The following is a 13,935-nucleotide window of genomic DNA, read 5'->3' as shown; positions in this document are numbered from 1 at the left end:
CCCGAGGCGTTGTTGGTTACGGCTCACGTGTTTAGTCTCCTGAGTTTGAAGGCTGGGCTACTGCATCATCCGAGCGGAGCGCGTTAGCACGCCCATCCAGCCAGGACTGTAGTATTTCCACCGCTGCAGCTTGGTCAATGATTTTTCTGCCCTTCTTTTCGGACACGCCGGACGCGCGCAGCGCGGTGGTTGCCGCTACCGTCGTCAAACGTTCATCAGCCAAGCGTACTGGTGGTGGAACTTTATCTATATTTTCATCTTGATTCAAGCGGCGTCGAATCCGAAACGCAATTTCTTTCGCGTGTTTTACACTTTTTGACCCATTTCCGTGTAAATCACGCGGTAAACCAACAATGACTTCTACAGCGGAATATGCCTCAATAAGCTCGAGAATTCGATCAATGTCTTCTTGATCGCGGTCTTTGAAGCCGGTCTTCCTGGGAACGGTTTCCACAGGGGTAGCGAGGGTGGCCTCGCGGTTGGATACCGCGACGCCAATTCGCACTGTTCCTACGTCGAGTGCTAACCGGCGGCCCTCGCCTGGGTCATCCACTCCGGGGGAATCTGGTTCAACCTTAGCCACAATGAATCCTTATCGCGACTGCAACAGATCCTTGACGGCCTCAAAGCCCCGCTGCGCACCTTCCGACGCGGTACCAGAGCCCTGCGCCATGTCTGGCTTGCCGCCGCCGCGGCCGTTGACGTATTCGCCGAGGCGCTTGACGATGTCCCCAGCTTTCACGCCCTCGTCCACAGCCTTGCCCGTAGCGGCGGCAATGAACGGGAACTTACCCTTATCCACCGCGCCAAGCACGATGACCGCGGCCGTATCCTTCATCCGGTTGCGGATATCGGTGGCCACGGTGCGCAGGTCGCCGCCAGAAGTGCCATCGGGAAGCTGAAGCGTAATGGTCTTGATGCCATTGACCTCGGTAGCCGAGTCGATGATTTCAGAGGCGCGCGCGGTCAGTTGCGCCTTGCGCAGACCCTCAATTTCCTTTTCGGCGGCCTTGAGACGCTCCGAAAGCTGCGAAATGCGCTCCGGGAGTTCCTCAGACTGCACCTTTAGCTCGCGGGAAACGCCCTCTACCAGCGCGGTTTCCTTGGAGTAGTACCGGAAGGCATCCATGCCGGAGTAGGCCTCGATACGGCGGGCGCCGGAGCCCACCGAGGACTCGCCAAGCACGGACACGGGTCCAATCTCTGCCGAGGAACCCACGTGGGTGCCGCCGCAGAGCTCGATGGAAAATGGTCCGCCGATTTCGACCACGCGCACCTGGTTACCGTAGTTTTCACCGAACAGGGCCATGGCGCCCATTGCCTTGGCTTCCTCCAGCGAGGTCTCGATGGTGTTGACGGCCATATTGGAGTCGATCGCCTGGTTAGTAATCAGGGCGATTTCTTCCATTTGCTCTTGGCTCAACTGCTCGGTGTAGTTGAAGTCAAAGCGCAGGTAGCCCGGGCGGTTAAGGGAGCCCGCCTGCACGGCCGTGGGTCCCAGCACCTGACGCAGGGCCGCGTGGATGAGGTGGGTGGCCGAGTGAGCCTGGGTCGCACCGTGGCGCCACTTCTCATCTACGGAAGCCTCAACGGACATGCCAAGGTCGAGCCCACCGGCGGTAACGGAAGCCTTGTGTACCCACAGCTTCTTACCAATCTTTTGGACGTCATTGACCTCCAAGAGGGATTCGCCCGCGGAAATGCGGCCGCGGTCAGCCATCTGTCCACCGGACTCGGCGTAGAGCGGCGAGTGGTCCAAGATGACCTCAACCTCATCGCCCTCGTGTACCTCGTTGACCTTCTGACCATCTTTGACCAGGCCGATGACGTTCGCGCCCGAGACCAGTTCCTCATAGCCAGTGAATACGGTGGGGTTATTATCCACCCAATCGCGGTACAAGGAGAGGTCGGTGTGACCGTGCTTCTTGGCCTGGTTATCGGCCTTGGCGCGGCGGCGCTGCTCGCCCATGGCGGCATTAAAGCCGTCCATGTCCACGTCGAGGCCGGCCTCTTGCGCCATTTCCAGGGTGAGGTCGATAGGGAAACCGTAGGTATCGTGCAGCTCGAAGGCCTTGTCACCGGAGAGCACCTTTTGGGTCTTGGCGCGGTGGGTGGAGCGCAGGTCCTCCACGGCTTCATCGAAAAGCTTGGTGCCAGACTCCAGCGTCTTCAAAAACGCCTTTTCCTCGTTGATGGCCACGCGCAAGATTCGCTCGCGGTTATCCGCAATCTCGGGATAAGACGGGGTCATGGTGTCCATGACCGTATTCATGAAGCGCTCCATGGTGGCACCCTCGGCGCCGAGCAGCTTTGCGGAGCGAATGATGCGGCGCAACAAGCGGCGCAGGATATAGCCCCTGCCCTCGTTTCCTGGGGTAACACCATCCAAAATGAGCATCATGCCGGTGCGGGAGTGGTCAGCCACCACGCGGAAGCGGATATTATCCTGCTGCGTTGCCTTCTCGCCGTAGGTGGCGCCGGTAAGCTCCTCGGCGACGTCAATGACCGGACGCAACAGGTCGGTCTCGTACACGTTGTCTACGCCCTGCAAGAGGCAGGCGACGCGCTCGATGCCCAAGCCGGTATCGATGTTTTTCTTCGGCAGCTCGCCGACTATCTCAAAATCGCCCTTTCCGGTTCCCTCGCCGCGCTCATTTTGCATGAACACGAGGTTCCAGATCTCCATGTAGCGGTTATCGTCCGCAATCGGGCCGCCGTCCTTGCCGTATTCGGGGCCGCGATCGTAATAGATTTCCGAGCAGGGGCCACACGGACCCGGCACGCCCATGGACCAGTAATTATCTTCCATGCCAAGGCGCTGGATGCGCTCTTCCGGCACGCCGATCTTATCGCGCCAGATTTCCGCTGCCTCATCGTCATCGAGGTACACGGTGACCCACAGGCGCTCCGGATCCAGGCCAAACCCGCCGTCTTCTACTTCTTTGGTCAGCAGGTTCCATGCATTGGAAATGGCGCCTTCCTTGAAGTACTGACCAAAGGAGAAGTTGCCCGCCATTTGGAAGAAGGTGTTGTGGCGGGTGGTAATGCCCACCTCCTCGATATCCAAGGTGCGCACGCACTTTTGGATAGAGGTGGCAAGGCCTTGCGAAAATGGTGGAGTCTGCTGGCCCAAGAAATAGGGCTTGAAGGGCACCATGCCCGCGTTAACGAAAAGCAGGTTAGGGTCATCCAGGATCAAAGAGGCGCTGGGGACAACCTCGTGACCAGAATTGACGAAGTGCTGGGTAAACCGTTCCCGGATCTCATGAGTCTTCACGAGCAATAATCCTAACTGTCTAAGCTTTTATCTTCCATCAAGAAGCTTTCTAACCCACCCAACTTTACCTACAGGTAGGCAGGCTATGCCCATCGGTGGGGCCAAAAGCGGCCATGCCGCCTAGAACTTAGCGGCGCTTGCCGCGAAGTATCCTGCGCAAACGGCCAATATAGTCAAAGATTCGTTTTTCAGCGCCGTGCTCCGTGGGCTCATAATATACGGTGCCTTCGAGCTCATCGGGCAGGTATTGTTGCTCCACTACCCCGCGCGGGTCATCGTGGGGATAGGAATACCCCGTCGCATTTCCCAGCCGCTTGGCGCCCTCATAGTGCCCATCGCGCAGGTGCGGCGGCACGTGGCCGACCTTGCCAGCGGCGACGTCGGCCTGTGCCTTAGTAATGGCAGCGATGACGGACGGCGATTTCGGCGCCGTCGCCAAGTGAATCGTTGCCTGCGCCAGTGGGATGCGCGCTTCCGGCAAGCCGATCAGTTGCGCCGCCTCTGCGGCAGCGACGGCGACTTGCAAGGCGGTGGGATCAGCCATGCCAATATCTTCTGAGGCGTGAACCATCAGGCGGCGGGCAATAAACCGGGGATCCTCGCCGGCTTCCACCATGCGCGCTAGGTAGTGCAGCGCGGCATCAACATCGGAGCCGCGGATGGATTTGATGAACGCAGAAGTCACGTCGTAGTGCTGATCGCCGTCGCGGTCATAGCGCACCACCGCCCGATTCACGTTATCCGTAATCGTGGTTGCGGTGATTTCGCCGCCATCGTCTACTGCTTCCGCGGCCGCCTCGAGGTAGGTCAGGCTGCGCCGGGCATCGCCCCCAGAGAGCACGACGAGCTGATTGAGCGCCTCATCGGTAATGGTCAGCTCGCGCTCGCCTAGCCCCCGATCGCTGTCTAACGCGCGGCGGGCTACGCCCTTAAGATCCTCCTCGCTCAGCGAGTGCAGCTGCAAAAGCAGCGAGCGGGAAAGAAGCGGCGAGACGACCGAAAAGGATGGGTTTTCGGTCGTCGCCGCAACGAGCAGAACCGTCCGGTTTTCCACCGCTGCCAGCAAGGCGTCCTGCTGGGTTTTGGAGAAGCGGTGAACCTCATCGATAAAAAGCACTGTCCTGCGGCCGTGGATGAGTTCCTGCCGGGCATGGGTAATGACTTCGCGCACCTGCTTCACCCCTGAATCGAGGGCGGAGAGACCAACAAAGTTTTGGCCCATCTGGCTCGCGATGAGCGAGGCAATCGTCGTCTTGCCGGTCCCAGGGGGACCATACAAAATGACCGAGGCTTCGCCGGAGCCTTCGACTAGGCGGCGCAGCGGCTTGCCCGGGGCAAGAAGGTGGTCTTGCCCCACAACCTCTTCTAGGGTTTGTGGGCGCATGCGGGCGGCCAAGGGCGAGCCGGAGTGCGTGGCAAAGAGATTGGCCGTGGGAAAAGACGATGACGAGCCATCGCCTCCCATAGTGCCGCCGGCATTGGGAGAGGCGCCGAAGAGAGAATCCTGGCTCATGTGGTTTTAGCTCCCCAGAAAGGTGTAGTGATTAGTCGTCGTGGACGCGGCGGGCAACGATGGTGCCAAATTCCGCGATTGCCGTACATGGTGCGGTTCCGCACTGGGCGGCGTAGCGCGCGAGCGCGTCGAAGGTTTCATAGAGGTCTTGGCGCACCAAAAGTTCGTCCTCATTAAAAGGCCCGCTTTCCGGCGAGCGCAGGATCGAACGCTTTGGGTCATGGACAATCTCCGCGTCGCCGCTAGCAAGGGCAACCAATCCCTCAATTCCCCCGGCGTGCATCGTGGTCACGCTCGACAAGGCCCAGCCGATGAGGGAAGCGACGATAAGCCCGTGCAGTTCGTCTTCATCGGCAAAGCGCGGCCACACCTCAGATACCTCGCGCGACCATGCGGCGAGGAATATATCTGCTTCCTTATCCGTAATTGGCTTAGAAAACAGGAACTGCGGGAAGCCCGCGATAACGCAGGCGACGTCAAAGCCCACGTTCCGGAAGCCGGCCCATTCATAGTCCAAGAAGTGCAGGCGCTTGGAAACGATGATGTTATCCGGCGATAGATCGAAGGGAGTAAAGGCCCTATCCTTGCCGGAGGCGAGGGATTCAGCGGCTTGATCGGCCAAGCTTCGGAAACTATCCGGGGCTTTGAGTCCCGCCTCATCAAGCAGGTTGAGCCCAATGTCGATGGAGCGATACAAGGATTGATCGCGCACGGATTGGTGGTCCGCATATTCCGGGTTATGCCGCAAGGTGCGGTTGAGTAGGGTCTCGAAATCCTGCTCATGATCTGCGGTTCCTACGTGAATATGCCCCAATGCCGTGCCCAAAGAGCGCAGGATCCGAATGCGATCCTCATCGGAGGATTCTAAAAGCACATCCGCGAGCGTTTCGGCCTCGCCCAAATCCGTCAACACGATGATGCGCCGGTCTAAATCGTGTGCGAGCAGCACGGGTCCAGGGCGCACGTCTTCAGCTAAGGCGGTGGTGAATTGGTAGGCCACGACCTCCCGCAGCATCGCTGCGTCATCAACGCCGTAGCCGGTTACTGGATTGTATTTGATAACCACAGAGCGATGCGGCAAAAAGGCGCTAGGGGCAACCTTCGCGCGCAGAACTAAGGCATTGCCGGACCCGCCTAAATCCTCAACGTCCGACATTTCTGGCGTGCCACCAAAGCGGCGCGACAACATTTCCGATGCGGCACTAATGACCTCATCGGTCGAAAGCACTGTCTGTGTATCAACCATAGTTCTATCCAGTATGCCCTCCACCACAAAGCGGGGCTACACCCTTGCCGCACAAATTTCCGCTGCGGCGAAGGCGCACGCCCCGCTTAACCTGAAAATGGTGTCGTGATAGCGAGCCTAAGGAACTAGTTCTCCTGCCCCCTGTTCGCAGCCTTTTCCTCTTCGCCGCTTCCCTTCTTCTCCGGCTTAAAGTCCACGCCGGTTTCCTTGCGCTGTGCGGCAGGGATGGGCGCGGGGGCATCGGTTAGCGGATCCACGCCGCCACCGGACTTCGGGAAGGCAATAACGTCGCGGATGGAGTCAAAGCCGCCCAAAAGGGACACGATGCGGTCCCAGCCAAAGGCGATGCCGCCGTGTGGAGGTGCGCCGTAAGAGAAGGCGTCAAGCAAGAAGCCGAACTTCTCCTGCGCTTCCTCATCGCCGATGCCCATCACCTCGAAGACGCGCTTTTGGACGTCTTCTTGGTGGATACGGATGGAACCGCCGCCGATCTCGTTGCCGTTGCACACGATGTCGTAGGCGTACGCCGTGGCCTCGCCCGGGTTCTCATCGAAGGAATCGATCCACTCCGGCTTCGGCGAGGTGAAGGCGTGGTGCACCGCGGTCCACTTGGAGTGGCCCAAGGCCACGTCGCCGGAAGCGGTGGCGTCGGCAGAAGGCTCAAAGAGCGGGGCGTCAACGACCCAGGTAAAGGCCCAGTCGCCTTCCTTGATGAGGTCGAGCTTCTTGGCGATTTCACCGCGGGCCGCACCCAGCAGCGCGCGGGAAGACTTGGTATCTCCGGCAGCGAAGAAGATGGCGTCACCGGGCTTTGCACCAACGTGCTCGGCGATGCCCTCGCGCTCTGCGTCGGTGATGTTCTTGGCCACTGGCCCACCCAGGGTGCCGTCTTCTGCGACGGTAATATAGGCAAGGCCCTTGGCACCGCGCTGCTTGGCCCAGTCCTGCCATGCATCGAACTGGCGGCGCGGCTGCGATGCACCGCCGTCCATGACTACGGCACCGACGTATTCGTTCTGGAATACGCGGAAGGTGGTGTCCTTGAAGAACTCCGTGCACTCGACAATCTTGATGTCGAAACGCAGGTCCGGCTTATCGGAGCCGTAGTACTTCATAGCATCGGCATAGGTCATGCGCGGGATTGGGGTCTGAATGTCGTAGCCGATGAGCTTCCACAGCTCCTTGACAATCTCTTCACCAAGCGCAATGACATCGTCTTGATCCACGAAGGACATCTCCACGTCCAGCTGGGTAAATTCCGGCTGGCGGTCGGCGCGGAAGTCCTCATCGCGGTAGCACCGCGCGATCTGGTAATAGCGCTCCATGCCAGCTACCATCAGCAGCTGCTTGAATAGCTGCGGCGACTGCGGCAGCGCGTACCAGGAGCCTGGCTTCAGGCGGGCAGGCACCAAAAAGTCGCGCGCGCCCTCTGGGGTAGAGCGGGTCAAGGTGGGGGTTTCGATTTCGGCGAAATCGTGCTTATCCAGCACGTTACGGGCCGCGCGGTTGGCAGCGGAGCGCAGGCGCAGTGCCTTTGCCTGGCGCTCGCGGCGCAGATCCAAGTAGCGGTACTTCAGGCGGGTTTCCTCGCCTACCTCGCCAGAGGCGGAAGGATCATCTACCTGGAAGGGCAGCGCTGCGGATTTGTTGAGCACCTCCAGGTCGGTGACGTTGACCTCGATGTCTCCGGAAGGCAGGTTCGGGTTTTCGGAGCCTTCTGGGCGCGGTTCCACTACGCCGGTTACCTTGACGCAGTATTCCGAACGCAGGTCGTGGGCGCGCTCGGCCACATCGGATTCACGGAAGACTACCTGGGCAATACCGGAACGATCGCGCAGGTCAATGAAGATGACGCCGCCGTGGTCACGGCGACGAGACACCCAACCGGTTAGGGTTACGGTCTCTTCTGCCAGTTCTTTGCGGAGCTCACCGGCCAAATGGGTACGCAGCACTATAATTCAATCCCTTCTGAAATGGAGTTACTTGCGGGTCCAGCCACGCGTAAACAGCGCGCGCCCAACCAAGCACAAGACTAGGAACTTGGCCAATTCTACATCCCACTGCTACTTCCGCTCCTATTAAGCCCAATTAACCCACAGCACACTGTCACGACCCCAGCGCCGCCGCCCGCCCCCGGGAAAGGATGTACCCACTGCGCACTGACGACGCTGAAAAGGTGTGGCACTATTTAGACATGACATTTAAATCTGGTGCCGATTTTGATGGCCAGCGCGCAACCTCCGGCGGTGGCGGTGGCCTCGCGATAGGCGGCGGCGTCGGCTCCGTCGTGCTTGTAGGGCTCTACCTCTTATTGGGAGGAAACCCCTCCGATATTGGTGCCCTGCTAGGCAATGAGCAGTCACAATCCGGCACCCAATCTGGCGCCGATGATTCTGCCTTCGATCACTGTCAAACGGCAGAAGACGGCAATAAATACGATGACTGCCGAGTCATGTTTACCGCTATGAGCGTGGACAATGTGTGGACCGCCGAGCTGCCCGAGCAAGCCGGCATCGAATACACCAACCCTGGCCGGGTTATTTCCAATGGCTCCACCAATTCCGGTTGCGGCACTGCGTCTTCAGCCACTGGCCCGTTTTATTGCCCCGCCGACCAGTCGGCGTATTTTGACACCACGTTTTTCGATTCGCTGAGCAACTATGGTGCACACAATGCCCCGTTCGCGCAGATGTACATCGTCGCCCACGAGTTTGGCCACCACATTCAGCAGCTCGAGGGCACGCTGCAGCTTTCTGACTATAACGACCCCGGCGCGGATTCAAACGCGGTAAAGATCGAGCTCCAGGCAGATTGCTACGCGGGGATTTGGGCCTCTCACGCGGATAAGGGCGAGGATGCTCTGCTTGAGCCGATTTCCCAACAGCAAGTTGCGGATGCGGTCACCGCGGCGCAGGCTGTGGGTGACGATAATATTCAGCGCCGTTCCACCGGACAGGTTCAGCCCGATGCGTGGACGCACGGGTCTTCTGAGCAACGCCAGCAGGCTTTCCTTGCTGGTTATAATTCTGGCCGGATGGCTGAGTGCGACACCTTGGGGCGCGGGGTCTATAGGTAACTCCCGGCCCTTCTTTACCCCGCTGGGAATAATCTCCCCCCTTCCTTGTTGTTGACATGTCACGTACAATGATTTTAGGTACGCAACAAGGGTAGAAAGGGATATCATGCAATTTGGCATTTTTACGGTTGGAGACGTCACCACCGATCCAACGACGGGCGAATCCCCGTCTGAGGCGGAGCGAATCCGCAATATTACGGAAATCGCGCTCAAGGCAGAAGAAGTAGGCCTCGATGTCTTCGCCACCGGCGAGCACCACAATCCGCCCTTCGTTCCGTCTTCTCCGACAACCCATCTAGCCTATATCGCAGCGCAGACCGAGCGCTTGCAGCTTTCTACCTCCACGACGCTGATTACCACCAATGATCCGGTAAAGATCGCGGAAGATTACGCTTTTTTACAGCACCTCTCCGGCGGCCGCGTGGACCTGATGATGGGGCGCGGCAACACTGGCCCCGTCTACCCGTGGTTTGGCAAAGATATCCGCCAAGGCATCCCGTTGGCCGTGGAAAATTACCACCTGCTGCGCCGCCTGTGGCGGGAAAATAGCGTCAACTGGGAGGGCAAATTCCGCACTCCGTTGCAGGCGTTTACCTCTACCCCGGCTCCCCTTGATGGCGTCCCGCCGTTCGTATGGCACGGTTCCATTCGCTCTACGCAGATTGCCGAACAAGCCGCCTATTACGGCGACGGGTTCTTCCACAATAATATTTTCTGGAATCAAGAACACACGGCCAAGATGGTCAATATGTATCGACGCCGCTTTGCATCCTATGGCCACGGCCAAGCCGACCAAGCCATCGTGGGGCTCGGCGGCCAGGTATTTATTGGCGATACTGAAGAGGAAGCAAAGAAGTTCTTCCGCCCGTACTTCGATAACGCCCCCGTGTACGGGCACGGACCGAGCCTGGAGGAATTTACTGATTACACCCCGCTGACCGTGGGCACTGCGGAGCAGGTTATTGAGCGCACCCTGAAATTTGCGGACTATGTGGGCGATTACCAACGCCAGCTTTTCCTCGTTGATCACGCGGGCTTGCCGCAAGAAGTAGTGCTCAAGCAGATAGAAATTCTTGGCACGCAAGTCGTCCCGGAGCTCCGACGGCGCTTTGAGCAGCGACGACCAGACCATGTACCCTCAGATCCACCGACGCATGCCACGCTCAAGCAACACCCAGATTCCCCACACTTTCGCGTAAGCCCTGGAAAGGAGGACTAAGCAATGCGATCTTTGGTTGTCCTCACGGCCGGGCTCTCGGAACCATCGTCTACCCGGCAATTGGCCGAGACTATTGCAGAAGCTACCGAAGCAAAGATTTCCGCGCGCGGAGAAGGCGTGACCACCCACATCATTGAGGTGCGCACCCTTGCTTCTGAGTTGGCCACGGCCATGACTAATTGGGCGGCCCCGACGCCCCAATTGGATGAAGCAAAAGAGCTGCTTTCTACGGCCGATGGCTTTATTGCCGTCACGCCTGCCTTCCAAGGCAGCTATTCCGGGCTGTTCAAAATGTTTTTTGATGTCCTAGATGCGCACGCCTTGGAGGAGCTGCCCACTATCGTGGCCGCTACGGGCGGTTCACCGCGCCACGCGCTCATCTTGGACTATGCGCTGCGCCCCCTGTTGAATTACCTGCACGCCCACGTCGTTCCGACCGGCATTTTCAGGCAACTGAGGATCTGGGGACCGCCGAGGGCACGCGCATTCGCAGCCGTATCGAGCGTGCCGCCACGCAGCTTGCGGATCAGATGATCCGCCCCACGGATCGGGTCGCCGGGCTTGCCGATGCCCCCAAGCCCGGCCCCCATTCCCGCCCTACTGGAATCGGAACGGACGAGGAATTCCTGCCGTTTGAGCAGATTTTGTCCCAATACGACGGAAAGCACTAGCGCCACAATACCTGTCGCATATTCTAAAATTGATACATCTCACATATTTCTCTACGCTTGAATTTTAGAATGTTCGACCTGAATCCCCGCGCCTGAGAAAATCTCTTTTTCATGCTCTTGGACTGTTAACTCTCTTGCAACGAAGAAAGGTTTCTTAAGGCTTTCACCATGACTATTAGCGTTACTGACATTTTCGCCATCGGCATCGGTCCATCCTCTTCGCACACGGTGGGACCAATGCGCGCCGCGAAGCAATTTCTAGAATCCCTCGATACCCACCCCGCCCGCGTATCCGCGGAGCTGCGCGGTTCGCTTGCCGCCACGGGGCGTGGCCACGCATCCGACCGCGCCGTCATTCTGGGACTCGCCGGCTGGGAGCCGCTGACCGTTCCCATCGATGCCGAGCCACAAGCCGGCGGCATAATCCCCAGCGAAGGCACCATTTCTGGCCCTTCTGGCACCGTCGACTACGAAATTTCCTTTGAGAACGAGCCACTGCCCCAGCACCCCAATGGCATGATCTTCCAGGCCTGGGACGCAGATGGCAACACCCTTGCTGAAGATGAACAGTACTTCTCCGTCGGCGGGGGCTTCATCCTCTCCCGCAAAGAGCTAGATGCAGAGGTAGCCGATAGCCACGAAGTGCCCGCCGGCGTTGCCGCAGCAACCGTAGAAGACACCGTGCCTTACAAGTTCACCACCGGCGAAGAGTTGCTCAATCTCTGCGAGGCCAACGACAAAGATATTTGGGAAATTGTCCTCGCCAATGAGGAAGTACTCCACAAGGATGAGGGAGGCGCGGATTACGTTTTGCGCCACTTGGACCTCGTATGGGACATCATGCGCGAATGCGTGACCGATGGCATTTCCACCAAGGGGCTGCTGCCCGGTGGCCTCCGCGTGCCGCGGCGCGCTCCCAAGATGTATGCGCAGCTGCTCGAGCAGAAAAATGACCCACACTCCGGTTTTTCCGCCATGGAATGGGTCAACCTCTTCGCCTTAGCGGTCAACGAGCAAAACGCTGCGGGCGGCCGCGTTATTACCGCGCCCACCAACGGCGCCTGCGGCATTATTCCTGCCGTGCTGCATTATGCGCGTGATTTCCATGGTGACTTCTGCCGAGAATCCGCACGCCGATACCTGCTCACCGCCGGGGCAATCGGCATGATCATCAAACAGAATGCCTCCATTTCCGGCGCCGAGGTCGGCTGCCAGGGCGAAGTCGGCTCCGCCTCATCCATGTCCGCTGCAGGAATGGCAGCACTCCTCGGCGCTACGCCTGCCCAGGTAGAAAATGCCGCAGAGATCGCCCTTGAGCACAATCTCGGCCTTACCTGTGACCCGGTAGGCGGCCTGGTGCAGATCCCTTGTATCGAGCGCAATGCCATCGGCGCAGTGAAATCCATTAACGCCGCTCGCATGGCAATGATGGGCGAAGGCACCCACCACGTCACCCTCGATAACGCAGTACAAACCATGGCAGATACGGGCCGCGATATGCTCTCCAAGTACAAGGAGACCTCCCTCGGCGGCTTGGCCAAGACGATGGGCTTTAGCGTCTCCCAGGTGGAGTGCTAAGAAGGGTCGAAAACACACAAAAAGGGCACCAAATTTCTTCGGTGCCCTTTTTCTTTAAGCCTACTCTTAGCCTTCTAGATCCTGCCCCAGAGTGGCAACCAGCTGCGATAACTCAACATCGCGCTGCTCGTGTGCGGCCAAGTCCTTCACGGCAACGGTACCGTTTTCTAGTTCTTGATCTCCCAAGACCAGAGCAAATCGCGCACCTGCGCGGTCGGCGCCCTTCATCGCACCCTTGAGGCCGCGATCGCCAAAGGACATATCCGCGGCGATTCCTGCCTTGCGCAGGTCATTGATGATGCCAGTCATGCGGCGCTTGGCCGCTGTACCCAAGGCAATTCCATAGACGTCCACGCGGGAATCACTGCCTTCCAGAGTGATTCCCTCCGCTTCTAGGGCGAGGATGGCGCGGTCAACGCCGAGGCCATAGCCGATGCCCGAGAGATCTTGCCCGCCAAGCTGCGCCATCAGGCCGTCGTAGCGGCCGCCGCCGCCAATACCGGATTGCGCACCCAGGCCATCGTGGACGAATTCAAAGCAAGTCTTGGTGTAGTAGTCCAAGCCGCGCACCATACGGGGGTTGATTTCGTATGCAACGCCCATATCCTCCAGCATGCCGGTGACGGTCTCAAAGTGCTCGCGGCACTCGGCATCGAGGTAGTCGAGCATCAAGGGGGCATCGGCAAGCTGCTCCTGCATTTCCGGGCGCTTATCGTCCAAGACGCGCAAAGGGTTGATTTCCGCGCGGCGGCGGGTTTCTTCATCTAGGTCCAGCTTGAACAAGAATTCCTGCAGCTTTTCGCGGTAGGCGGGCCGGCAATTCCGGTCGCCCAAGCTGGTCAATTCCAAGCGGAAACCGCTAAGACCCAAGGCCCTGTAGGAGCGATCCGCCAAGGCGATGACCTCAGCATCCAATGCTGGATCGTCGACGCCAATGGCTTCCACGCCAACCTGCTGAAGCTGGCGGTAGCGCCCTGCCTGCGGGCGCTCATAGCGGAAGAACGGACCGCTGTAGTTTAGCTTCACTGGCAGCTGACCGCGATCCAAATTGTGTTGAATGACCGAGCGCATAACGCCCGCCGTTCCCTCTGGGCGCAAGGTCACAGAGCGATCACCGCGATCTGCAAAGGTGTACATCTCCTTGGAGACCACGTCGGTAGATTCGCCCACGCCGCGGGCAAAGAGCGCGGTATCTTCAAAAATGGGCAATTCAATGTGCTGAAAGCCGGAAAGATGCGCCTGTTCCACCATGGTCTGGCGGACCTTATAAAAAGTCGCAGACTCTGGTGGGTAATAATCTGGCACACCCTTCGGTGCGGACAGTGCCTGGAACCGCTTCTCTTCACTCATGGTCA

The 13,935-nt window shown here is 58.9% G+C and carries 9 protein-coding genes and 1 pseudogene; 4 read left to right on the top strand and 6 right to left on the bottom strand.

Annotated elements, in window-relative coordinates; translation table 11 throughout:
* Positions 1-31: 31 nt before the first annotated feature.
* The 5 genes from ruvX to aspS all read right to left on the bottom strand — a co-directional run bounded on the left by ruvX (position 32) and on the right by aspS (position 7,988).
* Positions 32-583 carry a Holliday junction resolvase RuvX gene (ruvX, locus tag HMPREF1257_RS03015; RefSeq protein WP_023022545.1) on the bottom strand — a complete coding sequence of 184 codons (552 nt, stop codon included), beginning with the start codon at positions 581-583 and terminating at the stop codon, positions 32-34.
* A 9-nt stretch (positions 584-592) separates the two neighbouring features.
* Positions 593-3,277: an alanine--tRNA ligase gene (gene alaS / locus HMPREF1257_RS03010; RefSeq protein ID WP_023022547.1), complete on the bottom strand. Its 2,685-nt coding sequence runs from the start codon at positions 3,275-3,277 to the stop codon at positions 593-595.
* A gap of 127 nt (positions 3,278-3,404) precedes the next feature.
* On the bottom strand, positions 3,405-4,790 hold the full coding sequence (locus HMPREF1257_RS03005) for a replication-associated recombination protein A (protein ID WP_023022550.1): 1,386 nt from the start codon (positions 4,788-4,790) through the stop codon (positions 3,405-3,407).
* A 31-nt stretch (positions 4,791-4,821) separates the two neighbouring features.
* Positions 4,822-6,036, bottom strand: coding sequence for a phosphotransferase family protein (locus tag HMPREF1257_RS03000; protein ID WP_023022552.1), 1,215 nt, complete (start codon positions 6,034-6,036; stop codon positions 4,822-4,824).
* A gap of 125 nt (positions 6,037-6,161) precedes the next feature.
* Positions 6,162-7,988, bottom strand: coding sequence for an aspartate--tRNA ligase (aspS, locus tag HMPREF1257_RS02995; RefSeq protein WP_023022554.1), 1,827 nt, complete (start codon positions 7,986-7,988; stop codon positions 6,162-6,164).
* Positions 7,989-8,230: 242 nt separating this feature from the next.
* Here aspS and HMPREF1257_RS02990 point away from each other — a divergent pair, with 242 nt between their 5' ends.
* The 4 genes and pseudogenes from HMPREF1257_RS02990 (at position 8,231) to HMPREF1257_RS02975 (ending at position 12,580) form a co-directional block, all read left to right on the top strand.
* Positions 8,231-9,112: a neutral zinc metallopeptidase gene (locus tag HMPREF1257_RS02990; protein WP_034659217.1), complete on the top strand. Its 882-nt coding sequence runs from the start codon at positions 8,231-8,233 to the stop codon at positions 9,110-9,112.
* A gap of 106 nt (positions 9,113-9,218) precedes the next feature.
* Positions 9,219-10,331 (top strand): LLM class flavin-dependent oxidoreductase, encoded by a 1,113-nt coding sequence (locus HMPREF1257_RS02985; RefSeq protein WP_023022558.1) that lies wholly within the window; start codon positions 9,219-9,221, stop codon positions 10,329-10,331.
* 3 nt (positions 10,332-10,334) lie between these two features.
* Positions 10,335-11,002, top strand: a pseudogene (locus HMPREF1257_RS02980) (FMN reductase).
* 168 nt (positions 11,003-11,170) lie between these two features.
* Positions 11,171-12,580, top strand: coding sequence for an L-serine ammonia-lyase (locus HMPREF1257_RS02975; protein ID WP_023022562.1), 1,410 nt, complete (start codon positions 11,171-11,173; stop codon positions 12,578-12,580).
* 66 nt (positions 12,581-12,646) lie between these two features.
* Here the strand turns inward: HMPREF1257_RS02975 and hisS are convergent, their stop codons facing one another.
* On the bottom strand, positions 12,647-13,930 hold the full coding sequence (gene hisS / locus HMPREF1257_RS02970) for a histidine--tRNA ligase (RefSeq protein WP_023022563.1): 1,284 nt from the start codon (positions 13,928-13,930) through the stop codon (positions 12,647-12,649).
* Positions 13,931-13,935: the final 5 nt, after the last annotated feature.

Origin of the sequence: Corynebacterium sp. KPL1814 (assembly GCF_000478175.1) — a bacterium.
Lineage (GTDB): Bacteria > Actinomycetota > Actinomycetes > Mycobacteriales > Mycobacteriaceae > Corynebacterium.
Note: the sequence above shows the minus strand (reverse complement) of the source record. Positions and strands in the feature narration are given on the sequence as shown.

Coding starts and splice junctions, on each gene's coding strand:
- HMPREF1257_RS02990 (WP_034659217.1), top strand. CDS start 8,231: ATGACATTTAAATCTGGTGCCGATTTTGATGGCCAGCGCGCAACCTCC.
- HMPREF1257_RS03005 (WP_023022550.1), bottom strand. CDS start 4,790: ATGAGCCAGGATTCTCTCTTCGGCGCCTCTCCCAATGCCGGCGGCACT.
- hisS (WP_023022563.1), bottom strand. CDS start 13,930: ATGAGTGAAGAGAAGCGGTTCCAGGCACTGTCCGCACCGAAGGGTGTG.
- HMPREF1257_RS02985 (WP_023022558.1), top strand. CDS start 9,219: ATGCAATTTGGCATTTTTACGGTTGGAGACGTCACCACCGATCCAACG.
- HMPREF1257_RS03000 (WP_023022552.1), bottom strand. CDS start 6,036: ATGGTTGATACACAGACAGTGCTTTCGACCGATGAGGTCATTAGTGCC.
- HMPREF1257_RS02975 (WP_023022562.1), top strand. CDS start 11,171: ATGACTATTAGCGTTACTGACATTTTCGCCATCGGCATCGGTCCATCC.